The organism is Vibrio limimangrovi, from assembly GCF_054064025.1.
Window position 1 is genome coordinate 1 of the sequence record NZ_JBSUGF010000006.1, and the last position, 16,877, is coordinate 16,877.

Consider the following 16,877-nt stretch of genomic DNA (forward strand, 5'->3'; position numbering starts at 1 on the left):
ATCAATGCAGCAAAAGCAACTATTGACATCATGACAGCACCCGAGCCAGAAGCTCAGGGTGTACCTACTCCAGCAGTTGCTAAAAAGTCTGCAAAAGGTGAAGCCTACGTAGCACCTGTACCGATTGCCCAAGGTGAGCCATCAACTAAACGTATTGATATTGTACAAGACGTACAACCAGCTATGGTTGATATTAACAACTATGCTGATGGTAAAGGTATTGACGGTGAGTACCTAAGCCGTATCGTTAGCAGAGCCAACACAGTGATAATGAATGGTGGTGAACCAGAAGCTGCAATCAATGCAGCAAAAGCAACTATTGACATCATGACAGCACCCGAGCCAGAAGCTCAGGGTGTACCTACTCCAGCAGTCGCTAAAAAGTCTGCAAAAGGTGAAGCCTACGTAACACCTGCACAGATTGCCCAAGGTGAACCGAACATTCCAAGTACATCGGATAACTACGGTACTCAAACTGACCGAGCATATGGTCAGTATATTGATAACATTCAAGAGGAGCTGGCTCTAGAAGAATCAATAGCCTATGCCGAATGGAAGCAGAAGGAAGCCGCCGCCGATTCAACGGCTGAAGCAGATTCATTTCAAGATAGTTTAGATTCACAAACTTACACTGAATCTAAAAAAGATGAACAGGCAGCATTATGGGATAGCTATGCTGAGCATGAACACGTTCTAGAAGCAAAGGCAGATGCGATATATACGCCTGACGATTTGGGGCTTATTGATAATTCTTTCTCTAGTGAAGAAGTCACCGTGGGGACTATACCTGTAGCTTTAACTCCGGAAGTAGTTAAACAGCAGTCCGCATTACTTGAGTCTGTATGTTTGACCAATACACAGCAGTTTGTTGAAACGACAGGTAACTCTACCAGAGGCGGAATAATTATAAATGATGTTCAACTGAACCTTACTTCTGATGAAGATAGACTGAGTTACAGCATGGAAATGTTCGCTATGCTACAGCAACTTTTGGCAAATAACCCAAACTTTCAACAAGCTGAAGCCGGCGTACTTACTGGGAACGGTCGCGGGAATGGGAACCGTAATATCAGAGACAACGATAAAAGATGGACGTTAACAATGGATACTGGCGCCAGCTATACATTATCGACGACTTCATCTCTAAGCTATCAACCGACTATCGAAATCGTTGTAGATAGTAACGGTGCCATTATTTTTAGTGATAGCAACGGCATAGAATCTGCCCGTATTGTTTCTAACAACCCAAATGGCGACTGTACTAACGCATCATATGACGTACAGATCACTCAATACTGATTAGTAGTAAAACCAATGCCCGCTATACATGGGCATTGGTGTATCTATAGGGCCTAAGCTTAGTCCATTAGGTTCAAGCCGACTCTGTGTCGGTACAGAACAGCTTTGTCCTCTTTCACACGGTTTTTAATCACATCAGAAAAATAGACATATCAATGGACAAGATTAATTTTAGAGAGTCTTTATCATGACCGGAACAGCACTAATAATCGGCCTTCTCATCTCAAATATGCTTTACGTTGCTTATAAACTGAGAGCAGATGTTACAAAGAAAAATTTGGATAAAAACATTCGGAGAGAATGGGAAACTCAAGCTCGCACCGCCAATGTAGAATATATAAAACAACAGAAGATTCACGCCGAACTTGCATACCGAGATTTCACGAATAGCGTAAATGAAGGAGCACCTAATAAGGTGTTAGCGACCAAAGCTATAAATGCTATTCAACAACTTGACTTGTTACGGGAACTGGAAGACAGCGTCGATACACTTTGTCTATTCATTTACGTTGATCTCGCTGAGCGTGACGTGCCACTGCTAAAAAAAGTAATTACAGAATTAGGTAAAGAAGAACTACCAATTATTACCGATGTAATGCAATACAGTCTTAATTTATCCTAGAAGCACATAACGATACGTCACCAAGCTTTGAGCTTACCCTGTTTTTATGTGTTTCACGACAGTAAAAGTCAAGCTAGTCAACGCTAATAGTTCAAGTAACCAAAATAGTGGAATCAAACCAAACGGTTCAATTAACACTCCATTTTCATCTATACGTGCACCTATGTAGATGTAGGCAACCAAACACAACCAACCAAGAAGGCTGAAAATGATACTTATCTTATATTTATTAACTATTTTCATATCAAATGCCCCACAACTTAATATGTGACTTATTCAGCAGATAGTTTATTGTCTTGTTGAGTCAATAGTAAAAACTAAAATCCAACTAAGCCCTACGCTCGCCAACTTCAATAAGTGCTTCTTCTGATGTTGCCAGTGTCTCGATGTCATCTCGCTCAATGATACGTGTTTTTTTCCAGCTACCGCGTGCATACCATGCAACCGCAACAAGTGCGACCAATACGTTCGTGACTGTGAACGACCACCAAATGCCTTTTTCTGCTAAGTAGGTATGTTTCGATAGAATGTAAGCCAGCGGGAACTGGAACACCCACTGAGTCAGCAGTGATAGCACCATACTGTTCGTCATGTTTCCCGAGGCCCGGAATGCAGACATGATAGAAAGTTGGACACCGATAAATCCCCAGGACAGACACATCACTTTTAAGAATTCAGCACCTTGCTCAATGACTTGCGGGTTATCCGGTATGAAAAATCTCACCACACTCGGTGCCATCAGGTAAGCAAAAACACCGATAAGCGTCAGCATGATAAAACTCCAGATCGATCCTATCACGGTAATTTTCGCTGCACGGTCAACTCGGTTAGCACCTAGGTTTTGTCCGACGAGTGTCGATACCGCCATAGACAAACCCATCGCAGGTATCGTAATTAACTGGAGGATGTTGGAGCCAACGCCATAAGAGGCAATGGTTACAGTACCAAAGCTCGCAACCAAAAATGACATAGTAATGAGCCCTAGTGCCCTTGCTGATAATTCTACGGAACCGGGAGCGCCCAGGAAAAAGGCACGCTTAATGTATGTCCAATCTGGCGAGAGATCTTTCCACTTAAGGTGTATACCGTGGCGTCCTTTAGAGAGGATATAGAAGCCCGCAAAGGCAGCAAGCGCCTGCGTAACCAGCGTAGCCAAAGCAGCACCAGATACGCCAAGACCTTTGAAAGAGCCCAAACCGAAGATAAACAGCGGATCTAAAACAAAGTTCAAAAGTACCGTTGCCAACACAATATAAAGAGGAATTTTTACCTGCCCAATCCCTCTCATCAGGGCTTGAAACATGTTATAGACAAAAACAAAAATCACGCTGATAAACGAGATGTGCATGAATTTTAGTGCGTTATTGTAAACCGCTTCTTCAACACCAAGCAAAGTCAAAAAGTAAGGTGATAACAGATATCCTAAGCAGCCAAGCACTACGGAAGTAATAAAAACCATCAACATAGTTTGCCCGGCGACATGGTTAACCTTATCCATTTGTCGTGCGCCCATGTACTGGGCTGTGAGTGTTGCGCCAGCCATAGCAAGACCAGCGCCTAACGCGATGACCAGAAACGTGACAGGCATGCTCACCGATACGGCGGCGACTTCATTGGCACCCAATCGACCAACCCAAAAAGCATCGGTTAGCTGATAGGCGGACTGCAACAACTGACCAAACACGATTGGAATCGCAAGAGACAGCAACGCTTTGTTAATCGGACCTTCAATCAAATGCTGTGTCTTATTCATCCTACCCACCTGTATTTTCAACTCTTATCTTTCATTCATCATAGCCCGAGATTTGAGTGAGTTATACCCGATTTCAGATAATAAGTGAGAAAATCAGAATGTTAGATTATGAAATTCAGTGTCATCTATTATGACTATTTTCCAAAGGAAGGGACCCACCAAATTCGATATTTTGGTGGGTTAGATGGCTAAGAAACTATTATTACTTCACTGCAGATAAAAAGCTGCGTAATTCGTCAGTCTGCGGGTTATCGAAAACTTCTTCACTAGGGCCACTTTCCCAAACTTTGCCCTGATTCATAAAGATGACTCTGTCACCCACTTCTCGTGCAAAGTTCATTTCGTGCGTAACCAGAATCAGCGTCATCCCTTCTTTCTTTAATTGCTCTAGCACTTTTAACACTTCACCTACCAGTTCTGGGTCGAGTGCAGAGGTTATTTCGTCGCACAACAGTACCTTAGGATTCATTGCAAGTGAACGTGCTATGGCAACACGCTGTTGTTGTCCACCGGATAAATTGGCCGGATAGGCGTCGAACTTGTCAGATAAACCTACTTTTTCAAGAAGTTCTCTCGCCTGAGCTTCACAAGCTTTCGCCTCCTTTTTGAGTACCAGTTTTGGCGCCAGCATTACGTTTTCACCCACTGTCATATGAGGAAAAAGGTTAAAACTCTGGAAAACCATGCCGACACTTCGACTCAGCAGACGTAACTTATAATCGTCATCTTCCACTGCCTGGCGGTCGACAATGATGGCTCCTTCCTGATACGTTTCCAATCCATTCATACAACGCAACAATGTGCTTTTACCAGAACCACTGCGGCCAATGATAGAGACAACTTCACCTGCCTCAACTTTAATGTCCACACCTTTTAGAACATGGTTCTCACCATAGTATTTGTGTACTTGATCAACACTAACGAGAGACATAAGTTTTTTTCTCCAAATGACGAGCGAATAATGACAGAGGGAAACAGATCACAAAGTAAAGTAAGGCAACCATGGCGAATACTTTAAATGGCTGGAATGTGGCGTTGTTGAGCATGGTTCCGGCTTTGGTTAACTCGACAAAACCGATTATCGAAGCAAGAGCGGTACCTTTAACGATTTGAACCGAGAATCCAATCGTTGGTGCAATCGCAATGCGGTAAGCCTGAGGAATAATGACGTTGCGCATGGTTTGCATGTAAGTCAGTCCCAGTGTTCTACATGCTTCCCATTGCCCCTTTGGCAACGCGTCAATACAACCACGCCAGATATCGTGGAAATAGGCACTGCTATATAACGTTAATGCTAACGCTGCCGCCGCCCATGCACTCACTTCGATACCCAGCAGAGACAAGCCAAAAAATGCCATAAATAGTTGCATTAAAAGAGGTGTGCCTTGAAACAGTTCAACATACAGTTGAATGCCTTTTCCAAGGTGAATGTTTTTCATACTTCTGAGTAGTGTAAGGCCAAGCCCCACCAGACCACCGCCAACAAAAGCAATCATCGAGAGCAAAACCGTCCAACGCGCTGCGAGCAATAAATTGCGCAGGATATCCCAGTCTGTAAATTGCATCATAATCGTTTTCTCCTACAGCGCAGGGTTCTTGAATACACGAGCTTTGATTAATGCAAATAATTGGCGCATCAAGACCGCAAGAACAAGATAAATGAGCGCAGTAACCGCATAAGATTCAAAACTTAAAAAGGTTCTGGATTGCACGAAGTTAGCCGCGAACGTGAGTTCCTCTACAGAGATTTGGGAAACGACCGCTGAGCCGAGCATAACAATAATGCACTGACTGACTAACGCCGGGTAAACCTTCTGATAGGCCGGAGGTAGAACAATACGTGTGAAGATTTGTCGTCTGGTTAATCCTAACGTTTTACCCGCTTCCCACTGGCCTTTGGGTGTCGCGTCAATGCCCGCACGTATTATCTCCGCACTATACGCGCCAAGGTTGAAAACCATTGCAATACAGCCCGCCTCCCATGCACTTAGCTTCACGCCTAGCCCTGGTAAACCAAAGAAAATAAAAAACAACTGGACAATAAATGGCGTATTGCGTGTTACTTCTATGTAGCTTGCACATAACCAACGTAGCCAGGCTTGCTTACTCGTGCGCCCTGCTGCACACAAGGTTCCCACGGCTAAACCTACAACCGTTGAAATAACGGTGAGTTCAACGGTTGTCCGTAGACCCGCCACAAACTGTGGCAGGTAGGGAGCCAAGCCAGTAAAGTCTAACTGGTAACTCATTGAACTTATCCTTATGCGCCAAGATCTTTAGGGAAAGGAGCTTTCAACCATTTTTGTGATAACTCCTCTAACACGCCTTCTTCTTTCGCTTTTGAAATTAGCTTATTCACTTCTTCAACTAGCTCACTTTCTCCTTTCATCACACCTACGTAGCAAGGAGAATTCTTCAGCATAAACTTTGCTTCCGGAGCTTTAGCTGGGTAACGTGTTGCAATTTCCGCAACCACAAGGTTACCAGTTGCGATTAGATCAATCTGGCCAGATAGAAAAGAAGACAGCGTGGCATTGTTGTCTTCAAAACGTTTTATAATGGCACTGTCTGGCGCAATCTTGCTTAGTTCAATATCCTCAACAGAACCACGAGTAACACCAATGATTTTTTGCGCTAGATCAGCGGCTTCACCCACTTTTTCATCTGACGTACCGAACACTCCCAGGAAGAATGGAGCATATGGTTGACTGAAGTCGATGGCTTTTTCACGTTCTGGATTTTTACCCATACTAGAAATCACCAGATCCACTTTCTGAGTTTGCAGATAAGGAATACGGTTGGCACTGGTCACTGGCACTAATTCCACTTTCACGTTGAGCTCTTTGGCCAGATATTTCGCCATGTCGATATCATATCCCTGTGGCTGAAGATCAGTGCCCACAGAACCAAAAGGTGGAAAATCCTGAGGAACGGCAACTTTTAGTACAGCTTTTTCCTTGATAGCGTCCAGCTGATTTGCTGTCGCAGTAGAGATATTGGTGACTAACGCTGCCGCAACGGCGACTAAAGACATTAACTTACATACTTTCATGGTTATTTCCCTATACAAAAAAGATACGATTGAAACACTTTCTAAATACATTGCAACGATCGTACCCATTTGGAATAAAAATAATAACCTTCTGTTTTAAAAGTAAATTAACTCATGATTAGTGTTATAAATTTATAAAATGATAGAAATGCATTAAAACGAAGATCATTTTTGGTGCAAAAACCACCATAATGCAGCAATGCAGATCAACGTTGTTGGTATTCCACTAATTAGTGATTAGTTTCAGACTGGATCGCTGCTTTTCGGTTAACTGCATAACCAAAGTTGGGTAAATTGGAGAGGATATAAAGTGGGTAAGAATGTCTTATTCAAGTTCACTTAGCAGGCGATAATTGGAACTTATCGTTTGGCTGAGATTGGAAGCCTCTTCCTTTAATAACATGAAGGCCTCATTTACAAAGTAATGAATAAGGCTCATAGGAACAGCATAACTATCCAGAGGTAGCTCGTTATTCATATAGCAAACGAAGACTTCGTTTACCATAGACGCATATTTCTGGCCGGATTGATCGGTGATCAATAAGCAATCATAGGGTTTAAGAAACTCTACAATTTGTTCAAAATTCGCCACACGACGACGGATGCCAAATAAAATCACAAAGTCATCTTCACTTATAGACGTTAAGTCTTCACCAATGGTCTGCCCTGGGAGAGGCAGCAGTTCAACCCCTTGACGACATTGAGCCAGTTGCTGACGAAAATGCATCGCTAATGGATAGCTGTTCCGGTAGCCAATAATTTTGACCCGCTTGGCTGTTGTTAGCTTTCTTATAATGTGTTTCGTATTTCCTTCCGCTAACTGGATCCACAATTTTTCAAGAGAAGCAGCGTCCTGACAAAAGCCTGTATCTTGTAGATCACCAGTTATTACAGGATTGCCTTTATCGCGCTCAGACATCATTTCATTTCTCAACGCCACATGATCGTCATAACCCAATTTACGAATAAACCGACTAACACTTGTCTTGGAAACCAGACATGCCTCTGCGATTTCACTGGTGGATAACATCAATATCTTTTCAGGATTTACCTGAAGAAAATCCGCTATTCGTCTATTACCTTCGCTGAGTGAGGAGTAATGCTCCGTAATGCGAGCACTTAATGAGTTGTTATTCGTCATTAGCTATATTCCGTTCATTCACTTAACGACCTCGTCGTTATTATCAATGTCTGTAGTAAATGTTCCAATTGCTAAGACTCTGCTCAGCTATATTCGCGTGACAGAGAAGCAATTGGAACAATATAGCCAAACCTTTGCAACGATTGTACCACCCCAAAATAATAAATTAACAATTTGATTTATAAGAAATTTAATATCATTCACATTCCAATTACTGCTAATTATTCATTATTCCCCTTAAATAATCGGCTTTTAAGTGCATCAATCACCAATATGGGGCGACACAAAATTTGACCTCACTTTCAACCTGTCATTGAAGCGATCATCAGCTTTACAACACTAATCCGCCATCAATCTTTAACACCTGCCCTGTAATGAAACTGGATTGATCACTTGCTAAAAACTCTACGCCATTGGTGATGTCTTCTACGGTTCCCATTCTGCCAAGCGGCGTTTTCTGTTTCATTAGTTCGAGGACTTTAACTGGTAAATCAGATGTCATCGGGGTTTCAATAAATCCCGGAGCAACACAGTTAGCACGAACCTGAGCACCTTTACGTGCGAACTCCTTCGCCCAGCCTTTGGTCATCGCAATCACTCCGCCTTTTGTCGCGGCATAGTTAGATTGGCCAATGTTACCGTCGGTCCCCACCACCGAAGACATGGTGACGATGGAACCATAATTATTGGCCATCATAATTGGCGCGACTGCCTGTGTCAGGTTGAACACACCTTTGAGGTTTACATCAATCACGAAGTCCCAATCCTGCTCTGTCATCTTGTCGAGCAGTGCATCACGAGTGACTCCCGCGTTATTCACCAAGACATCAATTCGTGAATGGGTTTCTCTTATGTGCTCAACCAGCTTTTCTATCTCGTGGCGATCGCGGATATCAATAACAACAGGCTCTACATTTTCATAATCATTAAATGCGCTTTCTAAGCTTTGAGCATTTACATCTAATGCGTAAACATGCGTTGCACCATTAGTTGCAAACCTTTCAACAATGGCTCGGCCAATCCCTTGAGCCGCACCCGTTACTAAGCAGACTTTGTTCTCAAACATTTTCTAATCCTTAGGTGTAAATGAAATAGTTATCCAGCGTTTATAGAGTAAATTCGAATGATGGCTGGAAGATGGCAATTGGCATTACTTTCAGTGACGGACTAATGGCCGGTGTAAATTCCATCTGCTGCAAAATGTCTTTTTCTAAATCCACGCCCGGGGCGATTTCAATTAACTCTAGTCCCGATAGGGAGAGTTGGAACACAGCACGCTCAGTAATGTACATCACGGGTTTATTGTTACTCAGCGCTTGCGCAGCACTAAAAGTGATTTGCTCAACCTGATTAATGAACTTTCTCTGCCTGCCTTCTTGAGTGACAGTAACTTTCTGATTATCCACTTCAATTTGTAAACCTTGCGCAGTAAAAGTGCCGCAGAAATAGACTTTTTTCGCATTCTGGGTAATGTTGATAAATCCGCCACAGCCAGCAATTCTGTTCCCAAAGCGCGACACGTTGATATTCCCCGTGACGTCACTCTGAGCCAAGCCAAGAAACGCTTGGTCTACCCCACCACCATCGTAAAAATCAAACATTTGGTCCTGACTAATTATGGCTTGCGGTAAACAAGATGCACCAAAGTCTAGGCCACTTTGCGGTGTGCCACCGACGGCTCCGGGTTCAACAGTCAAGGTAAATTGATCGAGTATTCCGGCCTGCCTAGCGACCTCAGCGATGTACTCTGGTGCCCCAATGCCCAAATTGAGAATTGAACTCGGCTCCAGTTCCATTGCGGCTCTGCGTGCAATGATCGTTTTTGCATCTAGCTGGGGCTCAGATGAATGGGTTTGCTTTGACGTAACCACATTGTTTCTGTTTTTAATGCCAACAAACTCCGGGTTCATCATGGTCGCGAAAGTTTGCATGTGTTCATTGGGGTCTTCACACACTACGACAGCATCGACGAAGATGCCCGGAATTTTGACTGCATGGGGATCGAGTTGACCCGCAGGTACTATCTGCTTGACCTGCACAATCACCTTACCGCCGTTGTTGCGTGCCGCTTGTGCAGCAGCAAGGCTTTCGACGATCAAACATTCGTCTTCCATGGTGATGTTGCCATTTTCATCTGCTGTGGTGCCACGCAGTATAGAAACGGTAACAGGTAATTTGTGATAAAAAAGGTGTTCCTGACCGCCTAATTCAATCAGTTCTACCCAATCCTTTTCCGTCGCCTTATTGATTTTCCCGCCTTCTAAACGGGGATCAACAAAAGTACCCAATCCGACCTTACTAATTGTGCCCAGCTTACCTGCTGCAGTATCACGTAACAGATGGGAGATAATACCTTGCGGTAAGTTGTAGCCTTGAATGAGGTTATCTACCGCTAATTGCTGCAGTTTCGGAACCAATCCCCAGTGCCCGCCAATGGCACATTTTACTAATCCCTGTTCCGATAAATGGTTGATCGCACGGCCTTGGCCGTCTCCTTGCCCTGCGGCAAATAGCAAGGTTAAATCTCGTGGAGTCTGGGTTTTTCTGAAGCGTTCCCCTATAGCCCTCTCAACCGCCTCTGGCACCACACTACCAATAAAACCGCCAAGTAATATGGCATCACCGTCTTCAATCCAGTACGCCGCTTGTTCTGCCGTTAATTTGGTAACCACATTAACCTTCCTTAGTCACTCTACTTTGTTGACTCTTAGCTTAGTGCGATGTTACCAAGATGTTAATTGCAGAAATAGAGATTAAGAATTTCATATTAGGAACAGTCGCGTAACTCATTCACGCGCTGATAGAGATAAGCTTTAAACCCGTTACAACGTTCTGGCATTGGTGTGCGGGGACGGTAAAACATGTTGATGTCAAAACTGGCGCATTTATGATCCTGAAGAATATGAATCAACTCACCGCGTTTAATCGCGTCAGAAACCAGCGAATGCGGAAGATAAGCAATCCCCGCGTGTTCCAGTGCAAGATCCATCAGCATTTCACTGTTGTCACACTCCAACGTGTCACAAATGGTCACGATTTCTACGTTACCCTGAAACTCAAAACACCAACGATTTCCACCGACCAAAGTACTTGCGTACAGACAACGGTGTTGACTAAGTTGCTGTGGATTCTGCGGTGTCCCATGCTGCTCTAAGTAGTGTATGGAAGCACACAGATATAACGGTTCACTAAGTAGACGACGCCGAACCAGCAGCGAGTCTTGCTCTGGCTCCCCCTGATAACTCGCGCTGGCGCGAAACGCGAAGTCGACATTAAGCGGATCAAATTCTCCTGCCTCAATGAAAATTCTGAAGTTTACCTGCGGATGCAGCGTCATATATTCAGCCACGATCTTGGTTAAATATTGACGCGCAAATAGCGGTGTTGAAGAGAGTTTTATTTCACCTTGCTGCTCCTCAGCCAGGTTCTGTACCTCTTCACATAAGCTGGCAATATCGGGGAGCAAAGGTGCGAATTTGTCATAGAGAAGTTGCCCTGCCTGTGTTGTAACGAGTTGACGTGTACTACGTTTTATCAGTTCGACAGAAAGCGCATCTTCGAGTTCTTTTACCCAACGGCTTCCCGCAGCTGGAGATATTCCCTGCTGTAATGCCGCTTCGCGAAACGATCCTAAACGAACCACAGCACAAAAGAATACAACCTTGTCTAGAATCGGTTGGCGACTGGAGAGTAAGTTGGCAACCATTAGCTGACCAACCCTTTTTGTAAAGCAAGTTTCACTAATGCGGCGGTAGAACTGGCACCGAGTTTCTTTTTTATCCTCAGACGATGCGTCTCTACTGTGCGAACACTTATGTGCAATGAGTCCGCGATCTCCTTGTTACAGGCTCCATTGGTGATGGCTTTAAGTACATCCGACTCACGCTTCGATAAAGTGTTATCGCATGTTTGCGGTTTCTCATTAATTTGTTCAAGAAGTCGATCAGAAGCTTGTGAACACAGATACGATCGGCCCTGAGCAACTTGATTTATTGCCATGACTAACTCTTCCGAACCCACATCTTTTAAAACGTATCCTTTGGCGCCAGCTTTAACCGAACGCATGACATAGTCACGGCTATCATGCATTGAGAGCATAATGACGGCAGTTTTGCTGGGACTTTTCGCCAGCCTCTCTAACACTTCAATTCCATTAAGCTTCGGCATATTGATATCAAGCAGCAACACATCTGGCTTTAAAGTTAATGTGCTGTTGAGAGCATCCTTGCCGTTGCCTACACAATCGAGGATCTCTAAGTTATCTTCACGCTCTAAGCGTGACTTCAGCCCATCTTGCATTAACCTATGATCATCGGCTAAGACCAACTTAATCATATAAACTCCATGTTTAAACTCACACGTATTTCCGTGCCCTGCCCTGGTTCGCTAGTGACGTCAAACATGCCGCCAATGGCTTGAATCCGTTCTTTCATGTTTTGCAGTCCCATATGCTCAAAAGTCGAACGCTTGGATTGATACGCTTTGAGATGGTTTGCTGGTATCCCAACTCCGTCATCACTGACAGTCAGAATCAACATTCGTCCTTCACGTTGCATTATCACATCTACACCTTGCGCATTGGCATGCTTCTCGACGTTATGCAGCGCTTCCTGTACCACCCGATAGAGCGTCGTTTCCACTGGAGAAGCGAACTCTTCGCCTTCGATATCGTGCTCAAACACCAGTTCTAATTGGGTGCGCTCACGTAACTCATTAATATAGGCTTCGATGCCCGCAACCAAACCTAAGTCATCTAACTGAGGTGGCCGCAAGTCTTTCGAAATCCGTCGAACCTCTACAATCGCCTGCTCCATTGCATTTTTGCTGGCGTCTAATTCGAGCTCTTTCTTGTATTCATCACGCTCTTTGGTGACGTTGTCTAATCGGTACTTCGCCGCCACCAGCAATTGGTTTACGCCGTCATGTAATTCACGTGAAACCCGATGACGCTCGTTTTCCTGCGAATCTATAATCTGCTGGTTCAGGACACTGAGCTGTTCATTGGCTAAACGACGCATGTTAAGGTTCAGTGAAGCCCCCAGAGCAGCAATTACCGTTATCGCGACAAACATCAACACAAACAGAGCACTACTGGTTTTCCCTACATTCTGGTCGAAGCCATTTTCCATTTGTGCCACTTGTTTTTCGATATCGTCTATATAAACACCGGTTCCAACCATCCATTGCCACTTATCGAGAGATATCGCATAGCTCAGCTTAGGTAATGGTTCTTTTGTCGATGGTTTATGCCAAAGATAGTTAACAAACCCACCACCCGCTCTCCCTGCTTGAATCAACTCCTGAAGCAACTTTTTGCCCGTAAGATCTTCTACTCCCCACCAGTTTCGACCAACCCTTTCTGGTTGATAAGGCAGAACTAAGGCATCACCCTGCCAAGTGTAGACAAAAAAGTACCCGTCCTCTCCATACGTGAGTTGGCTCAACTTTTGAGCAACAAATTGCTTAGCAGCGTCTTGAGATAGCGAGTCATCTTCGTAGTACGGCGTAATACTTTTCACTGCCATTTCTACGTACTGCTTCAGCTCTTGCTTTTTGACCGACAAAACATTTTGTCGAGTTAATGCGACCTGGTCTTCAACCAACTGTTTTGCCTGACTAAATAAGATACTCGCCACAGTCACTACGACCACAATCAGAGGAACAATAGAAAGCAAAATAATGTTTATTGTAAGTCGGCTGTTACTAAGCAATCCCATTTTTCATTCCAATCTAGTACGTATTTCTACTTAATTTCGGTGCTAATTTTTGCCTTTAGTACTGACACAATTTGCGCAATTTTGCTAATAGAGAGCATCCAATCTACTGCCTACACTAAAGCTCAATGTAACATTTCGTTAACATAATTTAATGCACATTGTTCACATTTAACAAGATTAACAAGGAATACCCAATAAGGAGATCTCCATGAAATTTAACAAAGTTGCCATCGCTACTGCGTTAATGCTTTCCGCCTCTACTCTTTCTATTAGTGCAAACGCTGCTGATAAGAATGTACTGCTGAAAACCCCTATTGCCTTCGGTAGCCACCTTCCTGCTTTAGGTACGCCTATTCAATGGTTTGCAGATAGAATTGAACAAACGTCCGGCGGCACCATCAAAATGAAAATCTACGAGCCGGGAAAATTGGTTAATCCACCAGAAATTCTTGACGCGGTATCAACGGGTAAAGTGAATTCCGGCTACGCTATTTCTGGCTACTGGCAAGGTAAGCTCCCTGCTTCCGCAATTTTTTCTTCGATTCCTTTTGGCCCGGAAGCACCTGAGTTCATGGCATGGTTATTCTTTGGTAACGGCTTAAAACTCTACCAAGAGATGTATGACCAAGGCGGCTTTAACGTCAAAGTAATGCCTTGTGCAATGAACTCTCCTGAAACATCTGGCTGGTTCCGTAAACCGATCGATAAACCGGAGGATCTAAAAGGTCTCAATATGCGTTTCTACGGTCTCGGCGCTTCTGTTATGGAAAAATTGGGGGTAGGCACCGTTCAAATACCTGGAGGTGAGATCTTCGGCGCGCTTGAAAAAGGTGCAATTGACGCTTCTGAGTTTTCTCAACCTGCTGTTGATGACCGCTTAGGTTTCCATAAAGTTGCTAAATACAACTACTTCCCGGGCTGGCATCAGCAATCAACGGTCTTTGAACTGCTGATCAACAAAGACACTTGGAATGGCATGAGCACAGCTCAACAGTCAGCTATCGAAACCACCTGTATGGCGGCCATGACGTACTCGATTGCAGAAGGCGAAGCGATGCAATACGCCGCAATGGAAAAAGCAAAAAGCAACGGTGTAGAGATTCGCTACTGGAGCCCGGAGATGTTGAGCCTGTTCAAGAATACCTGGATGGAAGTTGTAGAAGAGAAGAAAGCTGAAGATCCATTCTTTGACAAAGTTTGGACTGACCTGAACAACTTCCGTAAAGGATACGCACTGTGGTCGGCGAACGGCTTCTTACCTCGTGAAACTCAGAAACAATAGTCGATGTAATGAAAGGCCGGCGTAGCTCGCTGGCCTTTTATTGTAAGGAGTAGTCAATGAGCAAAGTGCTGTATTCTTCCCCTACCGTCCCACTCTATTTTCAGATCGAGAGACTGGTTATTTCCGCGAGTAAAGCGTTAGCCTGGACAAATCTCGCATTGATCGCGGTGATCATCATCCAGGTTGTACTTCGCAAAGTCTTTTCAAATGGCCAAATTGCTCTTGAAGAGTTGCAGTGGCATCTCTACGCCACCGCAGTCATGTTCGGAACCGCCTATGCGCAGGTGACCGATTTACATGTTCGTGTCGACCTGTTCTATCACAAGTTTTCAGCTCGTAAAAAAGCGTTGGTCGATCTGTTAGGTATGATTTTTCTTGCTGTGCCGTTTGTTGTTGTCGTGATTCTGCATTCTTATGACTTCGCTTACGAATCGTGGCGAGTCAATGAGAGTTCGGCTTCGCCGTCTGGTTTACCATACCGATGGATGATCAAAAGTGTCATTACACTGAGTTTCAGTCTGTTGTTGCTTTCGATATTGGCGAAAGTATTACGCGATCTCGAAACCTTATTCAAAGGAGACAGCCATGGAAGCTAATGAGTGGATTGTTCTCGCCATGTTTGGCTCATTTATCTTGTTGTTATTCACTGGTATTCCCGTAGCGTATGTACTCGGTGGAATCGGAGTCGTCTTCGCAGCCATCGGCTACTTTGCTGATCTGTATTTAGGTACGTTTACCGGGCTGGATTACACCAGTATAGGGCTCGTGGTTAACCGCATTTATAAGGTGATGGACAACTGGATCTTAGTTGCTCTGCCGATGTTTATATTTATGGGCAATATGCTCGATAAATCAGGCATTGCTGAAAAGCTGATGTCATCAATGCAGGCGTTATTTGGCAAGGTTCACGGTGGATTAGCGATTACCGTGATGGCTATCGGTATAATCCTCGCCGCTTCTACTGGCATTATCGGTGCGTCAGTCGTGCTACTTACCGTCATGTCTCTGCCAAGTATGATGCGTCAGGGCTACCACCTTCCTTTGGCACTCGGAACGGTTGCGTCAGCAGGTACGTTGGGGATTTTACTTCCTCCATCAATCATGCTGGTTATCATGGCGGATCAGTTAGGGCTATCTGTCGGAGACCTGTTTATGGGAGCCATCATTCCGGGTCTGCTTTTGGGCGCTCTGTACATTATTTATATCCTTACCGTGGGGAAATTAACCCCTCACAAAGCGCCTATTCCGGAAAATGTTGAGCCTGTGGATTGGAATCTCATCCTACAAGTATTTAAAGACATCACCCCGACGGTGCTCCTCATCTTCTGTGTATTAGGTTCTATTTTCGCAGGGATAGCCACGCCAACAGAAGCATCCGGTATCGGCGCTTTAGGAGCCACACTGCTCGCGGCTTACAATAAAAAGCTCAATATGACTGTGCTTAAAGAGGTACTGCTCTCGTCCTACGGAACCACAGCCTACATTTTTATGATCTTCCTCGGTGCTTCCTGCTTTGCACTGGTGTTACGTGAATTAGGCGGTGACGAACTGATTGAATCCTTCCTCAGCGGCTTACCATTCGGTCAATATGGCATCATTGCCTTCATATTGATGATTGTGTTTCTGCTAGGGTTCTTTTTGGATTGGATAGAGATCACTCTGATTGCGTTACCGCTTTTAGCACCGGTAGTGGCTAGTTTGGGTATTGAGCTTGATGGGCATGGTGTGGTGGATAACCCAAGTCTGGTCTGGTTCGTTATGCTCGTAGCAATGGCGCTGCAAACCAGTTTCCTTACGCCTCCTGTTGGCTTTGCCCTTTTCTACCTGAAAGGCGTTTGTCCTGAAGGTGTTTCACTGAAAGACATCTATCGCGGCGTGATTCCGTTTATTGCGATCCAGCTAATCGCGTTAGTTTGTTTGGTGATATGGCCACAATTGGTTCTGTGGTTCCCTAGCGTAGCCTATGGGTGAAAATAAAAACCGCCAGAACACTCTGATGTTCTGGCGGTTT

General features: G+C 44.4%; 17 protein-coding genes. 5 read left to right on the top strand and 12 right to left on the bottom strand.

The features are described 5' to 3' along the window. Both ACWYU8_RS05905 and ACWYU8_RS05910 read left to right on the top strand, forming a co-directional pair. A partial coding sequence (locus ACWYU8_RS05905; protein WP_457517979.1) for a hypothetical protein occupies positions 1 to 1,299 on the top strand: 1,299 nt, incomplete at its 5' end. Between the two features lie 187 nt (positions 1,300 to 1,486). Continuing rightward, positions 1,487 to 1,921 (top strand): hypothetical protein, encoded by a 435-nt coding sequence (locus ACWYU8_RS05910; protein WP_457517980.1) that lies wholly within the window; start codon positions 1,487 to 1,489, stop codon positions 1,919 to 1,921. Between the two features lie 33 nt (positions 1,922 to 1,954). Here ACWYU8_RS05910 and ACWYU8_RS05915 read toward each other — a convergent pair whose 3' ends face one another. The 12 genes from ACWYU8_RS05915 to ACWYU8_RS05970 all read right to left on the bottom strand — a co-directional run bounded on the left by ACWYU8_RS05915 (position 1,955) and on the right by ACWYU8_RS05970 (position 13,584). After that, positions 1,955 to 2,164 (bottom strand): DUF3955 domain-containing protein, encoded by a 210-nt coding sequence (locus tag ACWYU8_RS05915; RefSeq protein WP_457517982.1) that lies wholly within the window; start codon positions 2,162 to 2,164, stop codon positions 1,955 to 1,957. 85 nt (positions 2,165 to 2,249) lie between these two features. Next, entirely contained in the window at positions 2,250 to 3,674 is a 1,425-nt protein-coding gene (locus ACWYU8_RS05920; protein ID WP_457517983.1) for an MATE family efflux transporter, read from the bottom strand. Between the two features lie 202 nt (positions 3,675 to 3,876). After that, positions 3,877 to 4,605: an amino acid ABC transporter ATP-binding protein gene (locus tag ACWYU8_RS05925; protein WP_457517985.1), complete on the bottom strand. Its 729-nt coding sequence runs from the start codon at positions 4,603 to 4,605 to the stop codon at positions 3,877 to 3,879. Continuing rightward, positions 4,592 to 5,242 (bottom strand): amino acid ABC transporter permease, encoded by a 651-nt coding sequence (locus ACWYU8_RS05930; RefSeq protein ID WP_457517987.1) that lies wholly within the window; start codon positions 5,240 to 5,242, stop codon positions 4,592 to 4,594. The genes ACWYU8_RS05925 and ACWYU8_RS05930 overlap by 14 nt, the downstream gene beginning before the upstream one ends. Before the next feature lie 12 nt (positions 5,243 to 5,254). Then, positions 5,255 to 5,923, bottom strand: a complete 669-nt coding sequence (locus tag ACWYU8_RS05935) for an amino acid ABC transporter permease (protein WP_457517988.1) — start codon at positions 5,921 to 5,923, stop codon at positions 5,255 to 5,257. Between the two features lie 11 nt (positions 5,924 to 5,934). Further along, a complete protein-coding gene (locus tag ACWYU8_RS05940; protein WP_457517989.1) occupies positions 5,935 to 6,726 on the bottom strand; it encodes a transporter substrate-binding domain-containing protein in 792 nt (263 codons plus the stop codon). 325 nt (positions 6,727 to 7,051) lie between these two features. Beyond that, positions 7,052 to 7,867, bottom strand: coding sequence for a MurR/RpiR family transcriptional regulator (locus tag ACWYU8_RS05945; RefSeq protein ID WP_457517990.1), 816 nt, complete (start codon positions 7,865 to 7,867; stop codon positions 7,052 to 7,054). Between the two features lie 331 nt (positions 7,868 to 8,198). Continuing rightward, complete coding sequence (locus ACWYU8_RS05950; protein WP_457517992.1) at positions 8,199 to 8,933, bottom strand: beta-ketoacyl-ACP reductase; 735 nt, start codon at positions 8,931 to 8,933, stop codon at positions 8,199 to 8,201. 40 nt (positions 8,934 to 8,973) lie between these two features. After that, a complete protein-coding gene (locus tag ACWYU8_RS05955) occupies positions 8,974 to 10,539 on the bottom strand; it encodes an acyl CoA:acetate/3-ketoacid CoA transferase (RefSeq protein ID WP_457517994.1) in 1,566 nt (521 codons plus the stop codon). Between the two features lie 95 nt (positions 10,540 to 10,634). Next, positions 10,635 to 11,573: a LysR family transcriptional regulator gene (locus ACWYU8_RS05960; protein WP_457517996.1), complete on the bottom strand. Its 939-nt coding sequence runs from the start codon at positions 11,571 to 11,573 to the stop codon at positions 10,635 to 10,637. Beyond that, positions 11,573 to 12,202 (bottom strand): response regulator, encoded by a 630-nt coding sequence (locus ACWYU8_RS05965; protein ID WP_457517998.1) that lies wholly within the window; start codon positions 12,200 to 12,202, stop codon positions 11,573 to 11,575. Before ACWYU8_RS05965 ends, ACWYU8_RS05960 begins: the two co-directional genes overlap by 1 nt. Further along, entirely contained in the window at positions 12,199 to 13,584 is a 1,386-nt protein-coding gene (locus tag ACWYU8_RS05970) for a cache domain-containing protein (protein WP_457518000.1), read from the bottom strand. The genes ACWYU8_RS05965 and ACWYU8_RS05970 overlap by 4 nt, the downstream gene beginning before the upstream one ends. A 208-nt stretch (positions 13,585 to 13,792) precedes the next feature. Between ACWYU8_RS05970 and ACWYU8_RS05975 the strand changes: the two genes are divergently transcribed. Genes ACWYU8_RS05975 through ACWYU8_RS05985 form a run of 3 tightly spaced genes read left to right on the top strand, consistent with a single transcriptional unit; the run spans position 13,793 to position 16,837 of the window. Next, entirely contained in the window at positions 13,793 to 14,866 is a 1,074-nt protein-coding gene (locus tag ACWYU8_RS05975; protein WP_457518002.1) for a TRAP transporter substrate-binding protein, read from the top strand. Between the two features lie 56 nt (positions 14,867 to 14,922). Then, on the top strand, positions 14,923 to 15,462 hold the full coding sequence (locus tag ACWYU8_RS05980; RefSeq protein ID WP_457518004.1) for a TRAP transporter small permease subunit: 540 nt from the start codon (positions 14,923 to 14,925) through the stop codon (positions 15,460 to 15,462). Beyond that, complete coding sequence (locus ACWYU8_RS05985) at positions 15,452 to 16,837, top strand: TRAP transporter large permease (protein ID WP_457518005.1); 1,386 nt, start codon at positions 15,452 to 15,454, stop codon at positions 16,835 to 16,837. Before ACWYU8_RS05980 ends, ACWYU8_RS05985 begins: the two co-directional genes overlap by 11 nt. Positions 16,838 to 16,877: the final 40 nt, after the last annotated feature.

Bases quoted from the DNA above. Each gene is read 5' to 3' on its own strand.
- ACWYU8_RS05910 (WP_457517980.1), top strand. From the start codon at position 1,487: ATGACCGGAACAGCACTAATAATCGGCCTTCTCATCTCAAATATGCTT.
- ACWYU8_RS05915 (WP_457517982.1), bottom strand. From the start codon at position 2,164: ATGAAAATAGTTAATAAATATAAGATAAGTATCATTTTCAGCCTTCTT.
- ACWYU8_RS05920 (WP_457517983.1), bottom strand. From the start codon at position 3,674: ATGAATAAGACACAGCATTTGATTGAAGGTCCGATTAACAAAGCGTTG.
- ACWYU8_RS05925 (WP_457517985.1), bottom strand. From the start codon at position 4,605: ATGTCTCTCGTTAGTGTTGATCAAGTACACAAATACTATGGTGAGAAC.
- ACWYU8_RS05930 (WP_457517987.1), bottom strand. From the start codon at position 5,242: ATGATGCAATTTACAGACTGGGATATCCTGCGCAATTTATTGCTCGCA.
- ACWYU8_RS05935 (WP_457517988.1), bottom strand. From the start codon at position 5,923: ATGAGTTACCAGTTAGACTTTACTGGCTTGGCTCCCTACCTGCCACAG.
- ACWYU8_RS05940 (WP_457517989.1), bottom strand. From the start codon at position 6,726: ATGAAAGTATGTAAGTTAATGTCTTTAGTCGCCGTTGCGGCAGCGTTA.
- ACWYU8_RS05945 (WP_457517990.1), bottom strand. From the start codon at position 7,867: ATGACGAATAACAACTCATTAAGTGCTCGCATTACGGAGCATTACTCC.
- ACWYU8_RS05950 (WP_457517992.1), bottom strand. From the start codon at position 8,933: ATGTTTGAGAACAAAGTCTGCTTAGTAACGGGTGCGGCTCAAGGGATT.
- ACWYU8_RS05960 (WP_457517996.1), bottom strand. From the start codon at position 11,573: ATGGTTGCCAACTTACTCTCCAGTCGCCAACCGATTCTAGACAAGGTT.
- ACWYU8_RS05965 (WP_457517998.1), bottom strand. From the start codon at position 12,202: ATGATTAAGTTGGTCTTAGCCGATGATCATAGGTTAATGCAAGATGGG.
- ACWYU8_RS05970 (WP_457518000.1), bottom strand. From the start codon at position 13,584: ATGGGATTGCTTAGTAACAGCCGACTTACAATAAACATTATTTTGCTT.
- ACWYU8_RS05975 (WP_457518002.1), top strand. From the start codon at position 13,793: ATGAAATTTAACAAAGTTGCCATCGCTACTGCGTTAATGCTTTCCGCC.
- ACWYU8_RS05980 (WP_457518004.1), top strand. From the start codon at position 14,923: ATGAGCAAAGTGCTGTATTCTTCCCCTACCGTCCCACTCTATTTTCAG.
- ACWYU8_RS05985 (WP_457518005.1), top strand. From the start codon at position 15,452: ATGGAAGCTAATGAGTGGATTGTTCTCGCCATGTTTGGCTCATTTATC.